19 protein-coding genes and 4 tRNA genes are annotated in these 23923 nt (G+C 51.0%); 20 read left to right on the forward strand and 3 right to left on the reverse strand.

Features of this window, described 5'->3' with window-relative positions:
- The first annotated feature begins 13 nt into the window (after positions 1-13).
- The 10 genes from ACLD72_RS07305 to ACLD72_RS07350 all read left to right on the forward strand — a co-directional run bounded on the left by ACLD72_RS07305 (position 14) and on the right by ACLD72_RS07350 (position 8082).
- Entirely contained in the window at positions 14-1795 is a 1782-nt protein-coding gene (locus ACLD72_RS07305) for an IucA/IucC family protein (RefSeq protein ID WP_458475666.1), read from the forward strand.
- Positions 1792-2568: an HpcH/HpaI aldolase family protein gene (locus ACLD72_RS07310; protein WP_411002177.1), complete on the forward strand. Its 777-nt coding sequence runs from the start codon at positions 1792-1794 to the stop codon at positions 2566-2568. Before ACLD72_RS07305 ends, ACLD72_RS07310 begins: the two co-directional genes overlap by 4 nt.
- Positions 2565-3812: a type III PLP-dependent enzyme gene (locus tag ACLD72_RS07315; protein WP_411002176.1), complete on the forward strand. Its 1248-nt coding sequence runs from the start codon at positions 2565-2567 to the stop codon at positions 3810-3812. Before ACLD72_RS07310 ends, ACLD72_RS07315 begins: the two co-directional genes overlap by 4 nt.
- Positions 3772-5667 (forward strand): IucA/IucC family protein, encoded by a 1896-nt coding sequence (locus ACLD72_RS07320; RefSeq protein WP_411002175.1) that lies wholly within the window; start codon positions 3772-3774, stop codon positions 5665-5667. The genes ACLD72_RS07315 and ACLD72_RS07320 overlap by 41 nt, the downstream gene beginning before the upstream one ends.
- Before the next feature lie 430 nt (positions 5668-6097).
- Positions 6098-6265, forward strand: coding sequence for a hypothetical protein (locus ACLD72_RS07325; protein WP_178075947.1), 168 nt, complete (start codon positions 6098-6100; stop codon positions 6263-6265).
- 177 nt (positions 6266-6442) lie between these two features.
- Positions 6443-6517: transfer RNA gene (locus ACLD72_RS07330), tRNA-Glu, on the forward strand.
- Between the two features lie 12 nt (positions 6518-6529).
- Positions 6530-6606: transfer RNA gene (locus ACLD72_RS07335), tRNA-His, on the forward strand.
- 156 nt (positions 6607-6762) lie between these two features.
- Positions 6763-6837 (forward strand) — tRNA-Glu (locus ACLD72_RS07340).
- Between the two features lie 167 nt (positions 6838-7004).
- Positions 7005-7087: transfer RNA gene (locus tag ACLD72_RS07345), tRNA-Tyr, on the forward strand.
- A 413-nt stretch (positions 7088-7500) separates the two neighbouring features.
- Positions 7501-8082 (forward strand): ribonuclease H-like YkuK family protein, encoded by a 582-nt coding sequence (locus ACLD72_RS07350; RefSeq protein WP_128633520.1) that lies wholly within the window; start codon positions 7501-7503, stop codon positions 8080-8082.
- Positions 8083-8192: 110 nt separating this feature from the next.
- Here ACLD72_RS07350 and ACLD72_RS07355 read toward each other — a convergent pair whose 3' ends face one another.
- Positions 8193-9185: a LacI family DNA-binding transcriptional regulator gene (locus ACLD72_RS07355; protein ID WP_458475667.1), complete on the reverse strand. Its 993-nt coding sequence runs from the start codon at positions 9183-9185 to the stop codon at positions 8193-8195.
- 370 nt (positions 9186-9555) lie between these two features.
- On the opposite strand from ACLD72_RS07355, the gene ACLD72_RS07360 reads away from it, so the two are divergent.
- The 7 genes from ACLD72_RS07360 to ACLD72_RS07390 all read left to right on the forward strand — a co-directional run bounded on the left by ACLD72_RS07360 (position 9556) and on the right by ACLD72_RS07390 (position 16562).
- Entirely contained in the window at positions 9556-10518 is a 963-nt protein-coding gene (locus ACLD72_RS07360; protein ID WP_411002172.1) for a methionine ABC transporter ATP-binding protein, read from the forward strand.
- Positions 10518-11180, forward strand: coding sequence for a methionine ABC transporter permease (locus ACLD72_RS07365; protein ID WP_411002171.1), 663 nt, complete (start codon positions 10518-10520; stop codon positions 11178-11180). Before ACLD72_RS07360 ends, ACLD72_RS07365 begins: the two co-directional genes overlap by 1 nt.
- A 25-nt stretch (positions 11181-11205) precedes the next feature.
- Positions 11206-12045, forward strand: coding sequence for a MetQ/NlpA family ABC transporter substrate-binding protein (locus ACLD72_RS07370; RefSeq protein ID WP_411002170.1), 840 nt, complete (start codon positions 11206-11208; stop codon positions 12043-12045).
- Positions 12046-12084: 39 nt separating this feature from the next.
- Positions 12085-12441: a hypothetical protein gene (locus ACLD72_RS07375; RefSeq protein WP_411002169.1), complete on the forward strand. Its 357-nt coding sequence runs from the start codon at positions 12085-12087 to the stop codon at positions 12439-12441.
- A complete protein-coding gene (locus ACLD72_RS07380) occupies positions 12438-13418 on the forward strand; it encodes an aldo/keto reductase (RefSeq protein WP_411002168.1) in 981 nt (326 codons plus the stop codon). Before ACLD72_RS07375 ends, ACLD72_RS07380 begins: the two co-directional genes overlap by 4 nt.
- Positions 13419-13453: 35 nt before the next feature.
- Positions 13454-14860: a Sapep family Mn(2+)-dependent dipeptidase gene (locus ACLD72_RS07385; RefSeq protein WP_411002167.1), complete on the forward strand. Its 1407-nt coding sequence runs from the start codon at positions 13454-13456 to the stop codon at positions 14858-14860.
- A gap of 337 nt (positions 14861-15197) precedes the next feature.
- Positions 15198-16562, forward strand: a complete 1365-nt coding sequence (locus ACLD72_RS07390; protein ID WP_411002166.1) for a DJ-1/PfpI family protein — start codon at positions 15198-15200, stop codon at positions 16560-16562.
- Between the two features lie 95 nt (positions 16563-16657).
- On the opposite strand, the gene ACLD72_RS07395 is transcribed toward ACLD72_RS07390, so the two are convergent.
- On the reverse strand, positions 16658-18082 hold the full coding sequence (locus ACLD72_RS07395; protein WP_411002165.1) for an MDR family MFS transporter: 1425 nt from the start codon (positions 18080-18082) through the stop codon (positions 16658-16660).
- A gap of 104 nt (positions 18083-18186) precedes the next feature.
- On the opposite strand from ACLD72_RS07395, the gene ACLD72_RS07400 reads away from it, so the two are divergent.
- Positions 18187-18765, forward strand: coding sequence for a TetR/AcrR family transcriptional regulator (locus tag ACLD72_RS07400; protein ID WP_411002164.1), 579 nt, complete (start codon positions 18187-18189; stop codon positions 18763-18765).
- A gap of 444 nt (positions 18766-19209) precedes the next feature.
- On the opposite strand, the gene ACLD72_RS07405 is transcribed toward ACLD72_RS07400, so the two are convergent.
- Positions 19210-20112, reverse strand: a complete 903-nt coding sequence (locus ACLD72_RS07405; protein WP_458475669.1) for a transposase — start codon at positions 20110-20112, stop codon at positions 19210-19212.
- A gap of 498 nt (positions 20113-20610) precedes the next feature.
- Here ACLD72_RS07405 and ACLD72_RS07410 point away from each other — a divergent pair, with 498 nt between their 5' ends.
- Together ACLD72_RS07410 and ACLD72_RS07415 are read left to right on the forward strand one after the other, a co-directional pair.
- Positions 20611-22044 (forward strand): SWIM zinc finger family protein, encoded by a 1434-nt coding sequence (locus ACLD72_RS07410; protein WP_411002742.1) that lies wholly within the window; start codon positions 20611-20613, stop codon positions 22042-22044.
- Between the two features lie 26 nt (positions 22045-22070).
- A complete protein-coding gene (locus tag ACLD72_RS07415; protein ID WP_411002741.1) occupies positions 22071-23921 on the forward strand; it encodes a HEAT repeat domain-containing protein in 1851 nt (616 codons plus the stop codon).
- Positions 23922-23923: the final 2 nt, after the last annotated feature.

Raw genomic sequence — 23923 nt, forward strand, 5'->3', positions numbered from 1 at the left:
GCGAGTGGGAACCATGAGGAGTTTGTCTGACTTGTCCGACCCGAAGGCGGCTGCCTACCATGACGTCCAGGAGAGAATGATGCGACAGACGCTGGAGGCTTTGTGGTTTGAGGACATCTTGACCCGTACCGAAACCGGCAGGGTTTGGCGGACAGATGGAGTAGGAAGCGATGGAAAGCCCGTCGCTTATACTTGCGAGGCGGAGGAGAAATATTCGTTCGGCCGGGTGAAAATCGTCAAAGGTTCCATCCAAAGAGAAGGCGAACCCTGCCCCGATCTGTATCTGTTTCTGGAGGAACTGGTGCTGGGCAACCTGCAAGGGGAGCGGATCACCTGCTTTATCCAGGAGCTGTTGGAAACGCTGGCAAAGGATAGCCAGTGCAGGGCCGAGCTCCCCGAGGCTATTCCGGACGACGACAAACACTACGATGCGCTGGAAAGCCATATGACGGACGGGCATCCTTACCACCCAAGCTACAAGTCCAGACTTGGCTTCACGCTAACGGACAATCTGGCGTACGGTCCCGAATTCAATCGGAACATTCGTCTGTACTGGGTTGCCGTCAAGCAGGAGCTTACTGATATGGCGCTTTCCGCCGGCTGCTCGGCGGAGGAAATTTACGGGCAGTATCTGACGGAGAATGACCAGCAGAGGTTCGGCCGCATTCTGGAGGAGCAGGGTGATGGGAGCGCGTATGTACTGATCCCTGTCCATCCCTGGCAGTGGGAGCATCAGATTGAAACCGCCTTCACCCGCCAGCGGCTGAGCCGAGAGCTTATTCCGCTGGGGATTTCGGACGGCAACTACCGGGCGCAGCAATCGATCCGCACGCTGTCGCACAGAGATTATGCGGAGGCAGCTTACATCAAATTGTCGCTCAGCATCACCAATACCTCAACCAGCCGTATTTTGGCCCATCATACGACGCAAAACGCGCCGCTGATCAGCGACTGGCTGGATGATTTGGTCCGTCAGGACGAGCTGCTGCAGCGGGAGCGGTTCGGCATCCTCAAAGAGGTTATGGGGCTCTCGTTCCGATACGAGGAGTTGCCCAGGGTTCAGTACCGCAGCGCGTACGGCACGCTGGGAGCGATCTGGCGGGAGAACGTGTCCGCCCATCTGCGGGAAGGGGAGGAGGCCTGGCCGCTGAACGCGCTGATGCTGGTGCAAAACAACGGTGAGCCGTTCCTCCTGGATGTCATCGGCCGGCACGGGATCAGGCGGTGGAGCGAAGCGCTCGTGCGAACGCTGACGCTGCCGATGATTCATCTGCTCTACGCGCACGGCATCGCCTTGGAAGCGCATGCCCAGAACATCATCCTGGTGCTGGAGGACGGGCTGCCAGCGCGGATCATCGTCAAGGACCTGCATGACGGCGTGCGGTATGTCCCGGACAAGCTGCTGTTTCCGGACCGGGCGCCCAAGCTGTACCCTGAGCCGGAAACGCATCGGCGGTTCAACAGGTATTCATATATCCATGCCAATGAGGTGTCGGAGGTGCGGGATTATACGTATGATGCTTTCTTTTTTATCTGTATGACGGATATCGCCCTGACTCTCGAAAGGTTCGGACTATCGGAGCGGGAGTTCTGGAGCCTATGTGCGGCAACGATTGTGGGGTATCAGCGGCAGTTTCCCGAGTATAAGGAGAGGTTTAAATGGTTTGATCTGTTTGCGGCGGATGCCCTGATCGAGGAGATGACCAAACGGAGACTGTACGGCGATAGCGAGCTGTATTTCCGTAAAACAAGCAATCCGCTGCGGCTGGCGAGGGAGAGTTTATCACTGTCATGAAACCCAATACGCTGAAATTAAAAATAAACCGAAAGCAGCCGGTATTCGGACTGTTTGTCTCGATTCCGCATCCTATTGTTGTTGAGCTGATCGGCCATGCCGAATATGACTTTGTCATAATCGATTGCGAGCATGCCGCCACGAATATGGAGCGCGTCGAGGAACTGATCCGCGCTGCCGAGCTGGCGGGCGTGACCCCGCTTGTCCGCGTTGCGGGCGTGGAACGTACCGAAATACTGAAGGTGCTGGACTGCGGCGCCCAGGGCGTCGTCATCCCCCATGTGGAGCGGCGCGAGCAGGTGGAGGAGGCGGTCCGCTGGGCGTATTACCATCCGCTCGGAATACGCAGCCTGAACAGCGGCCGGCCGGGCGTGTTCGCCAAATATTCGCTGGCCGACTACATCCGCGAAGCCAATGAAGCCATCATGATTGTGCCGATGATTGAAAGTGCGGAAGGTATCCGGCAAAGCGAAGCCATTTTGTCCCACCCGCAGATCGGCTTTGTGCTGGAAGGAGCGGCGGACCTGTCGCAGTCGCTGGGATTGCCGTGGCAAACCGGGCATCCAGAGGTGCAGCGGCGGCTGGAGCAATTGCATGCGGCAGCGCAGCGCTGCGGGGTTCCGTACGCGGCGGTGGCCAGAAGCAGGGAGGATATGCGGCTGTGGGCGGAGCGGGGCGTACGCATTTATGTGCTGGGAGATGACAGAAACACGGCATTCCGCGCGTATATGCAAAAGCGAAATGACTATCGGGCCGCGGGTGAGTGGACATGAACGCAAACGTGTGGGAGGCGATAGACCGATTACGAGTGGAGAGCCGGGAGCCGGTATGCGCCTACCTGTATGACTTGGCGGGGATTCAGGCGCATGTCCGGGAGATGCGGCGGGCCATGCCGGATGGGACAGGGCTGTTCTACGCCATCAAAGCCAACCCCGACCGGCGTATTATCGAGTCTCTGCTGCCGCTGGTGGACGGGTTTGAGGTGGCATCCGCCGGCGAACTGCTTAAAGTCAGGAAAGTTTGTGAGAGCGTTCGGGTTCTGTTCGGAGGTCCCGGCAAAAAAGAAGCGGAGCTGGAGCTGGCCATCAGGCACAATGTCACCTATATCCATGTGGAAAGCCTGCTGGAGCTGAGGCGGATCATCCAGCTGGCTCAGGGGCGGAGCCAGCCGGTGCGCATTTTGCTGCGCATCAACCTAAGAACGGCTGCGTTGCCGCAGACCAAGATTGCGATGGGAGGCCGTCCTACCCCTTTTGGGCTGGACGAGTTGCTGCTCGAAGAAGCGATTGGCATCATCCGGGCGGAGGGCCAGGGGGCGGTCCGGTTATGCGGCTTTCATTTTCACTCGCTGTCGAACAATTTGCGGGCGGAGCTGCACGCCGAGATGATTGAGCTGTATTTGCAGAAGGCAGAGGAGTGGGCGGAGCGCTACAATCTGGACATTGAAATCGTCAACGCGGGCGGTGGCTTTGGCGTCTCCTACGATGCTGCGCCGGCATTTGACTGGCCGCTGTTCACGTCCCTGATCGCGCGGAGTCAAGCGAGGAAACGGCTTGCCGGGGTGCGGCTATGGTTCGAGCCGGGCCGATTGATCGTGGCTGAGCACGGCTATTATGCGTCCGAGGTGATTGACATCAAAACAGCGCATGATCAGCACTTTGCCGTGCTGCGGGGAGGTACTCACCATAACCGGCTGCCCGCTTCCTGGGGGCACAATCACCCATTTGTCATCATGCCGGCGGATAAGTGGGAGCAGCCATTTGCCAGACCGGAAGTAAGACATGGAAAAGTGACGTTGGTCGGCGAGCTGTGCACACCGAAAGACCGGCTGTACACCGACGCCGAAGTGGAGTGTCTGCGCGTCGGCGACATTATTGTTTTTGAGAAGTCGGGGGCCTATTGCTGGACGATCTCCCACCATGATTTTCTCGGCCACCCGCACCCGGAATTTTACTATTTGACGGAAGGAAATGGTCATGCATACATCGACAATGCAGCTCGGCCTAAAGGCGGCTGAGTCGCGGATTACCGCCGATTTGCTGAATGCTTTTTTGATGGAACGGTTTTTTCGGCTGGAAGAGGATACGCTGAGGCCGTTGGCGGCTGCCCCGGAGCAGATTCGGGGGTTATACGGAGACTATGGAAACTATGGAGACGAGACCAAGGTATATGTAGGGGAAATAGTGTTTCTGGCTGAGCCCGGCATCCGGCTGGGAGTTCAGTGGGTGCAGGATTCGCCCATCTATAAAAAGCAGGCGGACGAAAGCTGGTTGGGCTTAGATTCTGCGTCGGAGCTGGCGGAAGCCGTGCTGCGTTCGGTTTTGTCCGCGGAAGCTTACGCGCGGCCGGGCGTTGCGGATTTTCTGGACGCTGTGGAGACGGCGGTTCAGCAGCTAGCGCTCGGCCTAAGTCCGGAGCGTATGGAGCCGTTGCTGGCATTCGCCCCGGCCACGGCTTACGAGTGGTTCATCAAAGGAGAACGGATCGCCGCTTTGCGGGACCGCCCGTTCCATCCGACGGCCAAAGCCAAAATCGGTTTCACCGGGCCGGACAGCTTGCGGTATTCGGCGGAGTTCGGCGAGCCGATCCGACTTCGCTGGGTAGCGGTGCATAGGAATTCGGTTGAGCGGGGTTGCGAGGAGGAAGAGTTGTCCTGCCTGGATGTGTTGAATGCCGAGCAGCGGGCTTTGGTTGAGGCGGAGCTGAGCCGGCGGGGGATGGGAGCGGACGAATACGTGCCGCTGCCCGTCCATCCCTGGCAGCTTAAGCATATGATCGTGTCCCGTTTCGCTGAGGAGATCAAGGAAGGGACGATCGTGGTGCTGGATGCGGAGGCAGGCGAGTTCCTGGCCACCTCTTCGCTGCGTTCCATGGTACCGCAAGCCGGGGCTGGTGCCGGTGCCGGGCTTGCCCCGGCTATGCTCAAGCTGCCGGTCAGCGTGCTGTCGCTGGGGGCCGCCCGCTATTTGCCCGTGGTGAAGCTGCTTAACGGCCTGGCCGGAGAGAAGCTGCTGCGTCAGGCGGTGGCTTGCGATGAGACGCTGCGCGGCCGGGTTTATCTGTGCGAGGAGCGCCATTGGTGGGGCTACATGCCGGCGACGATGGGGTTGTTCGACGATCATCCGCGCCATCTGGCCGCCCAGCTCCGGTTTTATCCGTCAGAGCTATTTGAGGAAGGGTACAAGGTGATCCCGATGTCCGCGCTTGGCGTGGAATTGGGGGGCGGGCATTTTTTGTCCGACATGATGGGCAAGCCGCTTTCCGCCGAGGAGATCATAAGCTTCTACACCGATCTGGCCGGCATGTTCTACGATGTGGTGATGCGTCTGTTCAAGGTTGGGGTTGTACCGGAAATTCATGGACAAAACTGCTGTCTGGTCTTGAAGCATAATCAAGTGAGCGGACTGCTGTTTCGCGACCACGATTCGGTGCGCCTGCATCAGCCGTACTTGGACAAGCATGGCATTGGGGACCCGGGCTACCGCATTCGCCCCGGCTATTCCAACAGCTTGTACAATGAGACGATCGAGAAGCTGATTTTTTATGTCCAGTCGTTGGGCACTCAGGTGAATCTGGCTGCGATCATGGAAGCCTTGTCCGGCGTGTACGCCATTCCCGAGTCCCGTTTGTGGGCGATCACGGAGGAAGCATGGAAGGAAGCGCTGCTGGCCGCCGGGCTGCCGGAAGCCGACCGGGCCGCGCTGTACCGGGCGATCTTCGAGAGCGGGGAGTGGCCGGTGAAACTCGTCGTCCGCCCGCTGTTGGAAGCGGATGGTGTGCCGGGTGCGATGCCGTCGGGCAAGGGCAAGGGGCATAACCCTTTTTTGGTAAAGACAAATTTTTCCTTGACAAATAACGATGAGATGAATTAAGCTGATGAAAATTTAGGAAAATAAATGAAAGGAGCGTGAACGGGGATGAAATTGGCGATGTATCCATTCGGGTATGAGAATATGGAGCAGTGGTGCCTTCTGGAGGACAACCGCTTGTTTGATTGTGCCGAAACCTTTTTATTCTCGTCATGCGGCCATTTCGATATATCCAAACATGCTCTTCCTTAGGGAAGGATGTAGACAAATTAACGTTGTTTGCAAAGTGCGAATTTGTTCGGATATACGACCGCTGAGGAGACTCGGCGGTTTTCTTTTTGACCATTTTGGGTGAATGTTGAAAAAAAGATAAAAAAAGGGTTGACATCCCCAAAACCTCATGCTAAGATCATAAACATCAAGAGGGCAAAACGTTAAAGCGTTAATGTAACGATGTGTTTCGTAAATCTACGAAGAAAGGAAGGGATAGGAAATGAAACAGCACCATACATTAGATTTTCTGGAGAAAAGCTATAACCAACAGGCAAATATTTGGCGAGAGAGCGGCGAACCATCCTATCTCGATCCGATCGCCAGTAGCTTTTACGTACCACGCTTAGTCCGTAAAATCCTTAAAGGAGGAGGAACGGTGCTAGCGTGATTGTGAATCACGGACCGTTCTGAATTCCGGTTTCAATTCCGTCGATACATATACAGTACGTAAGAGGCTACTTGCACCCTGGCAAGTGGTCCATTTGTGCTTGTCTCTGCCCGGAGGATTTGGGAGAGGCAAGGGAAGCGAATGGTGCCGCTTTGGGGAAGGTAGTCTTTTTTTCATGGCGCATTAGGCAAGCGGCCAAAGCCACAGGACTTTCAATCCTGCAATCGCTCGGTTCGAATCCGGCATGCGTCACTTATTTTCGCGGAGATCGTGGTGAAGTGGATAACACGTCAGGTTGTGGCCCAGATAATGCACCGGTTCGAATCCGGTCGATCTCCCCAATTAAAAGTACATATCTTTACGGTTCGCAAAGTGTGAGTGGGTCACTTGACAGGGTTCAATATTGTGGTTCAACGAAACACAAGCTGTAAAAAATCGGTGGGAGATTAACCCGCTCTTAGCAAGGATTTACCGTAATCCAGTTCTGTTCTTAGCATGGCGTGGTGGTGAAAATGGATGAACACACCGGCCTTTCACGCCGGGATTTGCGGGTTCGAGCCCCGTCCACGTCATCTTTATTCATCCTGTAGGGGTCCATGTTCCTAGGACGGCGAGTTTGCCTCCAAAGCAGACTGTGGTGGGTTCAATTCCCACGCCCCCTGCCAAATTTCATCTCCGCTGGATGAAAGCTGTGCGTGGAAATCTCCATTTAAATTTGGGGTTCGCACCATGATTATATGTGCCGATGGGTGAGTGGTTGAAACCACCAGACTGTAAATCTGGCCTGTAAAAAGCGCGCTGGTTCGAATCCGGCTCGGCACACTTGTGATCAAGCAGCGGCGATCAAGACATATTATGAAAAGGGAGCCTTCGGCGTTTTATTAAGCCGGATCCTAAGCTATATAAGTTGAACTAAGAAAAATCGGGAGTTAGGCAAGAGTGTTCAATATTCTAAATAATACACACTTTAGAATATTGAACCTAGGTGAAATGATTCTGAAGAAACTGAAAGCTTTCTGTAAGAAAGCTGCATCGGAAGCATATGCTTGGTCGCCTTTGTGAGCGGATTTCTACAGTATTTGAATTTAGTTAATCAAAGAAATCCGCGAACAACAGCGATCGTAAGAACATTTCACACGGCTGCCCAATCACGTACAATCAATAGTTCAACTTATATAGCCCGAAAAATTCCAAAACGAAAGGAAGAAGCCAACCTTGCAGTACAGGTGAAACCCATGAAAAGTAAAAGACGACAGTACCCATTGATCCATGAGACGACATTTCGGAATACGACGGAACAGAACCTTGAGTTTAGCGATGTGATGGAGCGGATAACCCGGTTCATTGCAAGCGATCCGCGGGGCGTATACGACCTCGTTATTACGACCGACGCTCAGACCCACCCGGGACATACCAAGTTCGTCAGCTACATTGTAGTGTACCGTGTAGGAAGAGGGGCATGGCTGTGCAGCCGCCAAGTGATTCTCCCCAGGGAAATTTATTCGGTTCGCGAAAAATTGTCTTTGGAAACGTCATACAGCCAAGAAATTGCCGCACAATTCGGGGTGGCCGAGCGGATCAGCCTCGAAAACCTGATCCTTCCTTATCTTGATCAAGGGGCGGACATTCGCTTTATGGTCGATATTGACGGCGGCCGCGAGGCCAAGAACCAGACGGCAGCCTATCTTTCGGAAATGGTTGGTCGAATTGAGGCGATGGGTTTGATTGCTAGGGTCAAGCCTGAATCGGTGATGGTCAGCGTAGCCGACCGCGAAACCAAGAAACCGTATCCGTTAAGGGCGGCTTCAAATTCGTGAACGGCAAACTGAGGCGTTTCTGAGATACACATAATGCTAACATTTTGGCCCGGCATATGCCGGGCTTTTCTTTAACAAAAATGGGGTGAAGTATTAAGCTTGGGGATGAATTATCCTTCGGTAAAAACAGAAGATTTTCGGACAATAAGCCGGGGCGGAATGATTATTTTTACGGAATTGCCCTGAAACCCTTCAATTCTTTGCAGCATTAGTTTGGCCGCTTCGATGCCCCACCGGTCCTGGGAAATGGATACGGTGGTCAGCTCTGGTTTGACGGTTTCTGTCTCCTGAATGTTATCAAAGCCTACAATTGCCATGTGTTCACCGGCAACCAGTCCCTGAAGCTGTAAACCCATAATGGCGCCTAGAGCAATGATGTCATTGTGACATAAACAGGCAGTCGGCGGATCCTGGAGCTCAAGCGCCTCTTTTAAGGCTTGGATACCTCCTTCTCGATTCACCGGACTGGGAATAATTAGCTCAGGATCGACCTCAAGCCCACATTCCCGCAGCGCTGTACAATAGCCCTCCACCCGCTCCCGGTAAGCGGTGCTGCCAGGAGGCTTCCCTCCCAAATAAGCAATTCGCCTGTGACCTTGCTGCACCAGATGACGAATGGCTAATTGTGAACCCAGGCGGTAGTCTGTCCCGATATAGTCGGCATCCAAATCTTGGATTTCCCGCCCTATCAACAACGCAGGTATATTCATATTCCGCAGTTTAGTAAAAATGGACGGGGGAGTTCCGGGAACAGGGGTGAGTATAATACCGCTTACCCGATGCTCCAGCATCGTATTCAGCACGCGTTCCTGCTTTTCTAACGACTCGGATGACATGCCTAGAAGTACGGTAAATCGCTGTTCATAAAAAATATCCTCGATGCTGGACAGCATAATGGGATAGAACGGATTTTCGATATCCGTAATGATGACGCCAACCGTTGATGAGCGCTGGGAACGAAAGCTAGCAGCTACCCGGTCGTATACATAGCCTAGCTTCTCCATCGAACCGATTACCTTTTTATGTGTGCTCTCTTTGATCGCTTTACTGCCTCTGACCACCAGAGAAGCCGTGGCGCGGGAAACGCCCGCATCATCGGCCACATCCTGAAGAGTAACCCGCTTTTTCTGGGATGACGACATACTGTATTCCCCCCTCTACATTTCCTTAAAAATGACTAAATTTCAAATATAATGTGATCAGTATATCATAATTTCTCCAGGTTGATTTTTAGGTTGACAGAAATCGAGACGTCTGTTAGCATTATTCCAAGTAATCTGATGTGATTTTAAGTTAATGCTATCGGCTAACCGGTAATTATTTTTTATTCTAAAATTAGATCGATATAATTTTGGGAAAACGCGAACAAAATTGCATTTGCTTGACCGGACAAACCGGAGGCTCCTTGTCTTACTCATCATCATTTAGAGACGCTTTGTCTCACTACAACGGGAAGCAGAGGGGGGAGCAGATATGATTGAAATAAAAGATTTATATAAATCCTACGGTGATAAGCCGGTTTTATCTGGTATTAATGTCACCATCGAGGACGGAGATATTTTCGGTCTTGTCGGTGTAAGCGGAGCGGGTAAATCCACCTTGTTACGATGCATTAACGGGCTGGAAAGTTTTGAAAAAGGGACACTTTTCGTCAACGGGATTGACATTACTAGTTTGCGTGGAACCGAACTTAGAAATTTCCGCAAGGGAATCGGAATGATCTTTCAGCAATTTTCACTCCTTGAGCGAAAAAACGTCTACGACAACATTATATTTCCGATGAAATGTTTTCACTATAGAAAGGAAGAAGCGGAAGCGCGCATTTATGAGTTATTGGAGCTGGTGGAGCTTTCGGACAAAGTCCGCGCCTTTCCAAGTCAGCTGTCGGGAGGACAGAAGCAACGCGTGGCCATTGCCAGAGCGCTAGCCATGAATCCCAATATCTTATTGTGTGACGAAGCGACCAGCGCACTGGATCCGAACATCACCAAGTCCATACTTGCACTTCTTAAAAAGATTAACAGGGAGCTTGGCATAACCATTGTCATTGTGACTCACCAGATGGAAGTCGTTAAGGAAACCTGCAACAACATTGCCGTGTTAAGTGAAAGCAGGCTGAGAATAACCGGCTCAGTGCAAGAGATATTCCTGAAACGCTCCGACGTCTTAAACGACTTTCTTGGGGTTAGAAGCGCAGAAGGCGGCGATGGCGATGAAGGGAAGGTAAAGTTTGAAATCGTTCAGCGGCCTGATCAGACAGATGTACTTTCCAATTTTGCATTGGCGACTGGCGTGCCGTTTGAATTGGTGTGGGGCGGTTTGGACCGGTACGTGGATAGCATTGCAGGGGCGTTTACCCTTGCGGTGGATGAACATGATTTTGAAAAAGTCAAAGCCTACTTGGATCGAAGCTGCACGGAATGGAGGCAACTTTGATGTATCAATATGACTTCCAGACGATGCTAAACCAAATCATAATCCCCGGTCTGATCGATACGCTAATTATGCTTGGGGGCACTGTCGTTACCTGCACGGTTTTCGGCTTCATACTTGCACTCATTCTGGTCACGACCGATGTTAAGGGACTACGTCCCAACAAGCTCGTATATGAGGGGACCAGCGCGGTCATCAATGTGCTCCGTTCGGTGCCGTTTATTATCCTGATCATCACGATTATTCCTTTGACCAGACTGGTGGTTGGAACGACCATCGGCACGACGGCCGCGATATTTTCCATCACGATTGTCGGCTCCCCGCTGATTGCCAGACTGCTGGAGGGATGCTTCAAGGAAGTGAATCCTAGTCTTATTGAAGCGGCAAAATCATTTGGGGCGTCCGACTGGCAGATTACGTTTCACGTCATCGTCAGCGAGTCGATTCCTTCGGTCATTTCCCATTTGACGTTAGGTTTTGTTTCGCTGCTTGGTTTTACCGCCATGGCGGGGACGGTTGGCGCTGGTGGCTTGGGGGCCGTTGCACTTACCTATGGCTATCAAAATTTCAACGACACCATTATGTATAGTACGGTTGTTATCTTAATCATTATCGTTCAATTGATGCAAGTTGGCGGCAACGCGCTTTATCGAAAACTAAAATAATTTTACGAAAAATGAGGGATTATCCATGCGAAAAGCTTCCATCATCGCCCTAATTACAGCTAGCATTGTTTCGTTTTCCGTTCTTGCGGGCTGCGCTCAAACCTCCGATTCCGCAGGCGGAAAATCCAAACACATCATTATCGGCGTGATCGCCCGCGAGCAACCGGATATTGATTATGTGGCCAAAAAGCTGAAGCCCGAGGGCTATGACATTGAGACTCGTGTTTTCAACGACAATATCGCACTGAACAACGCGACCGAGGACGGCAGTATCGATGCAAACTATTTTCAAAATGAGAAATATATGAACAGCTTTAACGAAAGCAATGATTCCCATCTTGTTGGTTACGGTCCTAATATTTATACCACACCTGTTCTATTTGTATCTAAGAAATACAAAACTGCTGATGATTTGCCTGAAGGCGCCAAGATCGGCATAGCCAACGATTCCGCCAACCGCGCGCGCGAGCTGGAGCTTCTGGCGGACAACGGCCTGATCAAGCTTCGCCAAGGCGTTGATTTGCCTACGCTGCTGGATATCGAAGAAAACAAGAAAAAATTGAATTTTATCGAGATTGATCCGCGCAGCAGGGTGGGGGCGTTTGCCGATTTGGATGCGATGACCGCTCCCGCCATTACGGTGTATCAGATGAATGATCCCGAGGTAACGATCGACACAGCTTTATTTCAGGAAACGCCTGAAGTATACAAGCAATACGGCGGCATTTTGTTGGCAGTCAAAAAAGGAACCGAAGATGCAAACAAAGAGTGGCTTGACAAGGTCGTTGAAATTTTAACCTCGAAAGAATACTCGGATTGGCTGTTGGAAACATACCACGGCGTTAAAAAGCCCTATAACTTGTAATACTTGTAATCTGACTATACTAAAAGGAGATGGGCAAATATGGCAACGGTTATTGCATTTGCGAACACATCACTGAACGATAGCGAGAAGGAGACTTTTGTAAATGAAATCGGCACTGCGGTTACACAATCGCTCCTGCTCCCGCCTGAACTGAAAACTATTTCGTTCCTTGAGCTTCCCCGAGTAAACAGTACTAAGAAGAATTATGAAGAAATCACCTTTTTTGTATACACCGCTCCCGGCAAGCCCGTTTCGGCCAAACGCGATCTGGTGAAAAACATCCAGATTACCGCAGAACGAATTTTTAAGGGCGTTAATGTTAAAACCATCGTTATTATCAAGGAGCACGCCGATGAAAATGTTGGCGTTGCCGGCAATCTGAGGCTCGATCAATGAAATACATGGAGATCGGCAAAAGCGGGATTCAAGCTTCCGTGATCACATTTGGCGCTTTTGGCATCGGCGGAGGCTTCCAGTTTCCCGGTACCGATGATGCGGAGTCGATTAGAGCCATCGAGACGGCGCTTGATCTTGGGGTCAATATCATAGATACCGCCCCCGTTTACGGTTTTGGACACAGCGAGGAGATCATCGGAAAAGCGATTAAGGGCAAGCGGGATAAAGTGGTTTTATCGACCAAATGCGGTTTATGGTGGGGAGATGACGAAGGCAGCTACCGCTTTACCTGGGAAGGCAAACGGGTCAAACGCAATCTTAGTCCGCGCACCATAAAAATTGAAGTGGAGCAGAGCCTGAAAAGACTCGGCACTGATTATATCGATATTTATTATACGCATAACCCTGCCTGCGAACCATTTTTAACGCCGCTAGAAGATACCATCGATACCCTGCTCCGGCTTAAAAAGGAAGGCAAAATAAGAGCGATCGGCGCATCCAACTGCGAGCCGCATCACATTCGGAGTTATATCGAGCAAGGAGAAATAGCGATCGTACAAAGAAAATACAATATGCTGTCAAGAGAGGTGGAAGCCGAAATTCTTACGTTGTGCAAGGAGAACGGCATCAGCTTTCACGCTTATTCTCCGCTGGCCCAAGGGCTGCTCAGCGGCAATATCCGCAAAGATTATGTGGTACCGAAAGACGATCCCCGTAACGGAGATAGTTGGTGGCAGGGTGAAAAATTTGCTCGCGCGGTGGATTTTGCGGGCTATCTCACACAAATAGGCAAGGAATATGGAGTTTCCGCAGGAGCGATTGCGATTGCCTATCTAAGGGCGAAGCACGAGTATGTTAATGTAATTTGCGGGATTAGAAAGGAACGGCACCTGCATGAGAATATTTTGGGGGCTCAGGTAAGCCTCTCGACGGACACGATGGAGGAACTGGACCGCAGGTTGAACAGGTTACGATAACTTGGCCTGACCATGGAGAACCAAGGTGAAATCTGATGGATAATAACAATTTGAACAAGGAAATAGAGCTTTTTTTAGCGGCAAATAAAGCTTACATCGTGGAGGATGCCAAGCGCTTAATCCGAATCAGAAGCGTCGGGCAAAAGTTTGCTTCCGATAGTACGCAGCCGTTTGGCCCAGGCTGCGGCCAGGTTTTGGATGAGGCGGTTAAGCTGCTTGAAAGAGAACGGCTGGATGTGACCCTGTTTGATGGGTATGGCGTCAAGGCGCAGCTTGGAAAGCATCCCAAATGCATAGGATTTTTTAATCATCTGGATGTCGTGCCGGAAGGAGAGGGTTGGAGCTTTCCTCCCTACGAGCCGTTCGTACAGGATGGTTATCTGTTCGGCAGAGGAGCGGTTGATAATAAAACGGCTGCCGTAATGGCGCTTTATGTGCTGAAGTTTTTTGCTCAGAGCGGTATCGGCTTGCGCCACAGTCTTTATTTGTTTCTGGGTTGCAACGAAGAGAGCGGCATGCGTGATATCCAGTACTTCCTATCACGGCATGAGCCGCCTCAATTTGGCCTTGTGCCGGATGCGTATTTTCCCGTTTGCTTTGCCGAAAAGGGGATGCTTAAAGCGGATTTTGAAACCGAAGTTATGGATGGTAATCTGCTAGCTTTTGCCGGCGGGGAGGAATACAACGTCATTCCCGCCTCGGCGTCAGCCCGCTTAAGCGGACTTGATCCGGCCGAAGTCCAAAAAAGGCTGTCAGGTCCATTCACGGTCACGTTCGAGGGGAGTGTCACGGTCATTACGGCACACGGAAAAGCAGGGCATGCCGCTTTTCCCGAAGGAACGGAAAACGCCTCGGTAAAGCTGGCGGCTGCGCTTCTGGACTATGGGCTTGTGCAAGGGGCTGCGGCCGTCAGAGCGCTGCGTTTTGTGAAGGAATGCTTCGAAAGCTCTTATGGTAAAGGGCTGGAAATCGAGTTTGAGGATGAAGCGGGTGCGGCCACCAGCAATGCGGGCGTTGTAAAATTAGAGGGTGGAAGGCTCAAAGTTTTATGCGATATTCGCTACGGTGTGACCCAAAAGGGCGACGACATTCGCAAGCGGCTATCCGCAGCCGCTAACCGCTACGGCTTTCAACTGACTCACAGTGAGGACAGTCCGCCTCATTATATTCCGAAAGATGATCCAGTAATAATGGAGCTGTGCAAGCTTGCGAATAGCGAGCTGGGCACGGACCTGCCGCCTTATGCGATGGGCGGTATTACACATGCGAGATGGATCCCGAGAGCGGTAGCTTTCGGACCGCTGCGCATGGATGAAGAATCCCCCTTTCCGACGGGAAAAGGGGGCGGCCATCAGCCAGATGAGGCCGTGAAATTAGATACTATATGGAGCGCCTTCAGCATTTATGTGAAAGCAGTTCTTACCATCGATAATTTGATTTAGGATATTGAAAAAAAAGACACTTGAATGAGAATGGAGGCGGGTGAACCCCGCTTCTTTTTTTTGAGTGTTGCCTTATTGAACATAAGAGTTGTGGCTCGAATACCTCGAATAAGATAGCCTGATGGAGTCATATTCAGAAAAGGGCCGGTCAGCTATGATAATAGAAAGAAACAAGCATTCGGCCGCCGTTCGAGAAAAGTCCTCTACCTGGACCTTAGTCGAGGGAAAATTCAGTCTTCGGGCGAGTTTATTAATTTGCCTTCTCCTCTTATTCTTGAAATATGAAAGTAAGTAACAATTAATCATTAACTAGAGAAAATTAAGGGAGAGAAGACGAGTGAAAAAAGTATGGCGTTTCATCGTGTATGTGTTTGTTTTCGTTCTGGTTGTGGGAGGGACCGGAGCGATTGGTTTCATGAGCACGATGCAGGAGGCTATGTCGGTTTACGATAAGCCGGTTCCTGCATCTTTACAAAACATCCAAGCTCCTGCCTATGATTCGAAAAAGCCGACCGTGGCCGTTATTTTGGCGAATGAAGTGACCGAAGTGTTCGATTTTCTCGTACCCTACGAAATGTTCTCAATGACGGGTTCGTACAATGTGTTTGCGGCGGCTCCCGACAAAAACATCAAATCGTTAACGGGCGGCCTTGATGTCGTACCGCAGTACACTTTTGACGAGTTGGACAAATTGACGGGTAAAAGTCCGGATATCATCGTGATTCCTTACATGCCGATTTTGGATGAGACTAAATACATGCCTGTCCGCGATTGGATCAGGAAACACTCAGGCAAGGAAACGATCTTGTTGTCCATTTGCAATGGGGCGGAAAATTTGGCGGATACCGGCTTGCTGAACGGGAAAGCTGCGGCAACGCATTGGGGGGATATCGGCAGATTGGAAAAGAAATATACCGAAGTGACTTGGAAAAGGGATCAGCGTTATGTACCTGATGGCAACATAGTCTCCTCGGCCGGTCTGACTTCGGGGATCGATGCCACGCTGTATGTTATATCCCGGCACTTGGGGGAGCCGGCGGCGAAGAAAGTGGCGGAGGAAATGAATTACCCTTCCTACGATTTTGTTGAGCATCCGCAAATGGAGCCATTCACGGCCGGATTGAGCGATATCGTCTATGTTTTGAACAATGCGTTTCAATGGAGCAAGAAAAAGAACGGGGTAATGCTGTATAACGGGGCCGACGAGCTGATGTTAGCCTCAGCTTTTGATACGTACGGAGCTTCCGGCACGACGACAAACTTGACGATAACAAGCAAACAAGGGCCGGTCGTTACCCGGCACGGTCTGAATCTGATCGCCCGGTATCAAATAGCGAATGCTCCGCAGCTTGACAAAATGATTTTTGTGGGGCCGGACGTTAAAACGCTCGCTGCGGACGATATCCGCAGCTGGAACGAAAACGGCGGCAAGGCCAAGCAGCTTTATCTGCACAGCGATGTGCCGGAGCGGTTCGCGATGGAGCCTGCGTTTGAAGATTTGGCGCAGCAGGAAGATATCCGGACGGCAAAGTTCGCCGCCAAGCGGCTGGAGTACCGCGCCACAAGCCAGCTTAAGCTTGAAGGAGCGCCATTTTCGTATGAAGCGTTCGGTATACCGATCGGTGTCGGCTTGTTGTCGCTGCTCGTTGTTTATTGGGTAGACAGACGTTTCGTAAGGAGAAAGACGTTTTCGCATCACTAAAAATCTTGAGCGTTGTATTTGAATGCCCATCGATATGAAGTTCTAAAAAAGAGATCAACCAGAATGGCTTGATCTCTTTTTTTAGTGTAATTAACTTATTTCTTACTGGATTTTTTATTAGGTAAGAAGGCTATGAAAAGGAGTGAAATTAAAGTGAAGCCGACTGTCCACATAAATGTATGATTAAAAGCCGCGTTCCGCGTAGTTATATTAATAACAGATTGAGAGGTCATTTGATTTTGTAAGATGATTGCAAGCACTGAAGCACCAAAAGCTCCCCCGATTTGCTGTAGAATCCGAGTGGCGCTGCTGGCATGCGGGACCTGTTCTTTACTTAATCCTTCATAAGCTGTTGCCATAATAGGGAGCATAACTCCGCCAAGTCCTCCGCCACGGACAACGAGGGCAATGGCAAGCAGAAATTCGTTGGTATTGGCTCTGCAAAAGGCAAAGGGAATGGTTCCGAATATTGTTAGAAGGGTACCGCAGAGCACGATCCATCGAGAGCCGATTGTATCTGTAAGTTTACCTGCTAATGAACGCGTCAATAACATCCCTATACCTTGAGGAATCAATAATAACCCTGAAGCGAGAACACTCTCCCCGCGAACTTGTTGATAATAGAGTGGTAGTAATAACATGCCTCCATAAGAGGATAGACCTGATAAAAACAAAAGGCAAGAGGATGCGGTAAAGGGCATGCTTTTAAATATACGTATATCTATTACTGGATTGTTAGATTTTCTTAAAACATAGAGGCAGAAGACCAGCAGAAATAAAACTCCAACGACAATAGGGACGATGACTGAACTATGAAAAAAGCCATGATCTGAGCTTACTTTGGTAAGCCCATAAATAATCAACACGATACTAGGTGATAACAAGGATAAACCAAGGATATCCAGTTTTTGAGGCTGATTTGTGGCATCATCTTTGGGTAAACCCCATACGGCTAGGATTAAAGCGATTAAACAAACAGGAAGATTGACATAAAAAATCCAACGCCAGTTAAGATAATTAATAATAACCCCACCTAATACAGGTCCAAGAATAGGTCCGATAAGTACAGGTAAACCAACAATGGCCATTAATTTACCTAATTTCTCTCCGCCAGCTGCCCGCACAATCATGGTCTGCATGATTGGCATCATTAAGCCACCACCCAATCCTTGAATCACCCGAAAAGCAATGAGACTTCCTACATTCCATGACAAACTTGATAAAACAGACCCAATTAAAAATAAACTTAAAGCCAATATCCATATCTTTTTACCGCCAAAACGATCAAGTGCCCATCCTGAAATGGGAATAACAATACCAAGGGCAATTAAATAACTCGTCATCACCCACTGAATCGTTGAAACGGACGCGTGTAAAGCATTTCCAAGCGTATCGATTGCGACATTCATTATGGTGGTATCGAATAAAGGGGCTAGAAGTCCAACCAACAGAATCCATGCCATTTTCATAACGGCCGGATCTATTTTTTTATTGGCTGTTTGTTCAATTTGTTTATCCATGCATGCTCACTCCTTTTCAATATTAGATACTTATGGTTTCTTATTTGAGTTTATGATATAATAAACACATAAGAAACGCAACGTGTTTTATTGGAGGGCTAAATATGAATAAGAAAAATGAAGGAGAGTCTACGACTAGACGAAGAGGAGCGGAATTAGAAGCCGCCATTCTTCAAGCAGCATGGGATGAACTGATGGAGGTTGGTTTTCCGAGTCTTACAATAGAAGGGGTTGCTGCCCGGACTCAAACCAGTAAGCCAGTTATTTATCGGCGTTGGCCAAATCGCGAGGAGCTTGTCTTGGCAGCAATTCAGAATAATTTACCGGCACCGCCGGATGAAGTCCCTAATACTGGCGATCTGCGAAGCGATGTCATCATCGTACTGAATCGATTGAATGAAATGCTCCGTCAAATTGGGCCAGAAACGATTCATGGATTAATGTCTGTTCTAACGGGTATACCCTTATCTGAATTGATCAGTTTCCGAAGAACCAATACCATGCAAACCATTCTGAATCGGGCAGTAGAGCGAGGAGAAATTAGGCAGGAGAAAATTACTCCACGAATTGCAAGGCTGCCTGTTGATCTTGTTAGACATGAGGTGTTAATTACCTATGAGCCTGTGTCACAGGACACAATTGCTGAAATTGTGGATGAGATTTTTTTACCGTTAATTAAGTGAATCTTCTTAGCTCAACTTTCGCAGAGCAAAATCAGCTTGAGTCTTTGAGCGGCAGATCAACACTCGCTGTCCAGAGACTTTGCACGATTATCCCGTTTAATCAGGTAACAATTGCTCAGGTAGCAGAGAAACAGACAAGCTCGGGAGAAGAAAATATTTAGTGGAGAAACAGATCGGTTCGAGATCATTTAGACGGGCTTAGGAGAAGGAATCAGGTTTAGGGGAGGTGAAACAGACCGGACAAGAGATCAAGACAGGAGATCAAGGACAAGACGCGAGGGAAACGAAAAGACCGTGATTTTGTTGTAGCCTGTACCCTTCCTTCTGCAGCAACGCCCACACCGTTCATGCTAACTCACACCAATCAAGTCGATCCGCATTAAGCTAACCCCTACCCATTAAGTTGATCTGCATCAAACTCCCCTCGCCGTTCAAGCGTCTCGATCAGGCCGCAGCCGCAAGGGGCTGGTTCGGTTGGCGCGCGATCAGCCGGCGGTAGGGGATCGCCGGAATCGCCACACACATGCGCAGCAACTTCTGCCGCATCGTTTCTTTCGCTCCGGGCAGGTGCAGCTGGCGGCGTCCGGTGTACTCGTTAAGATATGCCTGCAGATGCTTCAGTCCCAAGGCTATATATGTACTCTTCAGCGATTCCCACGCCTCTCTCACCACTTTCCGCAAAGGCGCATACAGACGAAAGGCTAGAGGGAACGACTGTACAGACGATGTACGGACATCTACATGCCCGTTGATGAACGCGGCGAGTTCGTGACGGTTTGCCCTTTGTCCGTCTCCTCTTTTATGCGGCACCAGGCGGATTTTGACCTGCTCCGGCTCGCCCGACTCCGTCACCGTGCATCCCGCTACGACCGCCGTGGCATACGGATGCGAAAACTGACACCGGGACGGATCGCGCCCGTACAGATCGCTGTTCACCTTCACATCTCCACAGAGCAGTTCCTGGGCATCGAACTCCCCGACGGCATGGCGTATTTTGTGCAGCATCAACCAGGCGGTTTTGTAAGTGACTCGGATCACCTGGCTCAGCCGAATCGCCGAGATGCCGCCCTCAAGCAGGAACAAATCCAGGGCCTCGAACCACTTGAGCAGGGGCAAATGCGTTCCTTCAAAAATCGTACCGACCAAAGCCGACGTTTGATGCTTGCACTTTCCGCATTCGAACAGGGGGATATGCCTAGAGGTCAGACGACTGCACCGGGTGTGAGCGCAGCGCGGGCAGACGAAGCCGTTCGGCCACTTCATCGCGATCAGCGCCTCCATGCAGGCCTGCTCGCTGTTATAACGGCTGCTGAATGGTTGAAGTTCCGTTCCCGCATTGACCTCCATATTCGCTCGCCCCCGAATCAAGAATTTATGAACATGTGTTCGATTTACTTCAGTATACCAAACGTACGTTCCCTTATCAAGCCGAAAATCTCACCTGAACCGCCTCATTTTTTCCCCTCTCTTTTTTGGCACCCTTGCTCTAGCCCCCACCCCCAGCTCTCTGAACGAAAGGGATAATCGTGCAAAGGTTGCAGGCAGGGACACCAAGGCACCGAGACACCAAGACACCAAGACACGAACCATTTAGATAGCCCCTCACCTGGCGTCGATTTGTGACACTGCTCGAAATGTTAGCCCCAGCTACATCTTGCTGGCCTGCCGATTTTTTGCTGCGAAAGTTGAGTTCTTAGGTAAAGCATAAATATATAAGAATATATGTTCCCATTGGGACTTTAGTAGGTAGGGAAGGCTGCGAATATTAGGTATTATATAGAAGAAAGACTTATATGATAATTTTGGCAGAGCAGTAAACTTACCGATGGCGGAGGGGAACTACGTTTGATTGAGATTAGGGAAACTTGGATCGACTCACAGGCACCGAATAGCGCGGCGATTAAGAACGGTCAAGATTTGAACAGAAAAGGCAAGTACATCGAGCTGCACCGATCCGAGGATGAACAGGTGCTATTTGGCTTGTGTGCGGGAAGCGGAAAAACGCCTTACGCGCCATCTGCGGATTTCGCCGTTCCCGACAAACCGGTTATGCGGTGCAGCTGTCCGAGCCGGCAATTCCCGTGCAAGCATGTACTTGGTCTTTTGTATGCCTATGCGGAAGGGAAGCCGTTCACGACGGCAGAGGTGCCTGGAGATCTGGCGGCCAAACGGGAAAAAGCCGGGAAGCGGGAAGAGAAAAAAGCGCAGGAGGCCGCTGCTGGAGCCGTGGCCAAGCCGAAGAAAGTCAATAAATCAGCGCTTAAGAAAAAAATCACGGCGCAACTGGAAGGGCTGGAGCTGCTCGAGAAGTTAACGCAGTCTTTGATCCGGCGCGGACTCGGAACCCTGGATACGAAAGAGCTAAAAGTGATTCAGGAGCATGCGAAGCAAATGAAAAGCCACTATTTGGCCGGCGCGCAAATTCAGCTTAGCAAGCTGCTGCTGACCTTATCGGAGCGGCAAAATACGGAGCAAGCCTATTCGTTGGCTGCCGAGCAGCTTGCCGTCATTCATGCTTTCATCAAAAAAGGCCGGGCGCATCTGTCCGCAAGGCTGGAAGATCCTGAGCTGGCGCTGGACCATGAGTCTTCCATCGAGGAATGGCTCGGGCATGCTTGGCAGCTGACCGAACTGAAGGAGGCGGGATTGGCCGCTCCGGGAACCGAGCTGATTCAGCTTGCCTTTTTGAGCTATGATGATGCTGCCCGGCAGGAATACGTCGACTGCGGTTATTGGATTCAGCCGGATAGCGGGGAAATTCATTACACGGTCCAGTACCGTCCTTATAAAGCAGCGAAATTAATGCGTGAAGAAGACAGCTTTTTTGAGGTGGCCGCCGTGCCGGAGCTTTACCGCTACCCTGGCGATCTGAACCGGCGCGTCCGCTTCGAATCCATGACCACAAGAGCCTTGAAGGAGAATGATCTTGGCCAAATTTACCGCTGCGCCGCTTCATCCTTCGCCGACACCGTCAAGCGGGTCAAAAACCAGCTTAAAAATCCGCTGGGTGATCCTAACCCGGTCGCGCTGCTGTCTGTAGAAAAGGTGGTCACCGATTCGGAAGGCCGGCTGTTTATTGCCGATGCTCAAGGGGACACGTTGGAGCTGCGCGATGTTTTGGACGACGGAACCGTCCAACTTATGAGGTTTTTGCCGGATGAGCGTCTTCAGGACATCGCCGTGCTGGGGATGTTTCACCATAATTCCCAAAGCGGCCGGCTAACGGTTCAGCCGCTCAGTATTTTAAACCAACAAGAGCTGGTACGGTTGCTCTACTAACAAGCCGAATTGGAGGAACAAGCATAATGAGTCAAACCTTACTGTTTGAGCTGAACGAAGAAATCCGGCGGCTTTATATTGCCGGGAGCGATCTGGCATCCGGGGATTTTCGATTGAAGCGGCTGCTTCCGTCTTTTCAACAGCTGGGCGAGCGGGCGCCTGTATTTAAAAAACTCGCCGCAGGTATCGAATCTTTGATTGCCGGAGATAGTGGGGCGGATTCGGCCCAGCGGCTGCAGGATATTAATCTGCTCCTTCAGTCGGTGCTGCGTACCCAAGGAAAAGGTTCTGCCGAGAGTGAGACGGCCCCTTTGAAAAACAAGCCCGTTTCCTTGAAGACGTACGCATCTTACCGGAAATTGTCCGTAGTCCGCCAGGCGCTTACCACCCGGGGCGGGGGACGCCATGAAATCATTGTCGAAGCGTTCCGCGAAGGATTGTTTCAGGATCTGCGTCTCCTTCCTTTTGCCATAGAAGCCTTAAACGACCCTTACGTGGAAATCGCCGACTTTGCGATGACCGACATCTTGCCATGCTACGGTTCTGCCATCGTACCATATTTGACCCGAAGCTTTGAGCCCGCCGGAGGGAAGCTTGAAGCTCGCAAGCTGACCGTCATCGCGAGTAATGGCGGCGAACAAGCGCTGCCTGTCATTTATGAGGCCGCCGTTTCGGGTTCCGATGAAGTGCGGACGACGGCGATTCGTCTGCTTGCGGGGCATGCCGAATATGAGCAAGCCTTGCTCGATTTCAGCCGCGACAAGAAGAAGAGCATTCGCGAAGCAGCGTACCAGGCGTTGGCGGACAGCGACTGGGCAAGCGCGGCCGAACGTCTGTATGAGGTTTCCAAAGGCAAAGATAGCGAGCTGGTAGGCCCGGCGTTAAACCGAAGCCAATCGGAGCGGTTAAACGGGTGGCTGGCCAGAGATTTTGCCGAACTGGTTCAGTCTGTGGAAGCGGGCGTAGCGGATAAGGAGAAAACGCAGGAAATCTCGATGCTGGCGAGACGTTATTTCTGGGCGCTGCACCATAAAACGATCCCTGAGCTGGAACAGATATTTTTCAGAGTTCTGCGGAACTATGCACACTATGCTTACACGCTCGGCTGGGCCTTTTTAACGAACGAAGCGATGCAGTACATAACAAAAGCCGGCTCCGCTGAGGGGGATGAGCTTGTAAGGGCCGCGGTAAAAATCGAAATGAAAAAAACGGCGGGCACGAACACGTATGTGCGTGATACCTTTGTCAAGGCGCAGTCCGCGTTGCCTCCGGAACGCTTGTATGAGGAGTACGCCGGTATTTTGCAAGACCGGTTGAATGCTTCGGCCATCAGCAAAAGCGCCAATTACGCCAAGCAACTGCTCGAGACAATGGAGGGTTTGGTCGTTAACCGCAGATATCAGGAAATGACGCCGGTCTGGACAAATGAACGAAAAAACTATGTCTATCGGGTGGATATGCCGACGCCGGAGGAAATCGCCGCAAATTGGGACCCGCGCTGGCTGGACCATTTCATCACCCTGGATCACCTGGCACTGGCCAGCGCTTTCGCTCGACCGGGACATGTGGCCGCCGCATCCTATTTGCTTACCAAGCTGAGCAATTCGCCGGAATTTCGCAACCGATTTGCCAATTTGGCGGTCATGGGGCTGGTTCGCGCGGGAATCGCGGAGAACGAGCTGCATGAAGCGCTCGTCCGGGCTTTGGAAGACGAGCGGAATACGGAATGCCACGAAATCGAACCGTTTCTGTTCGACCAGCTTTGCCGGCTTCCCGCCTCATATGCGGAGCGAATCCGCAAGGCCATACCCAAATTCGTCAACAACAGCGTAGAGCAACTGGGATATATTCTAAAAACGATGGAATCATCCATTTAAGA

This window comes from Paenibacillus lacisediminis, assembly GCF_046567315.2.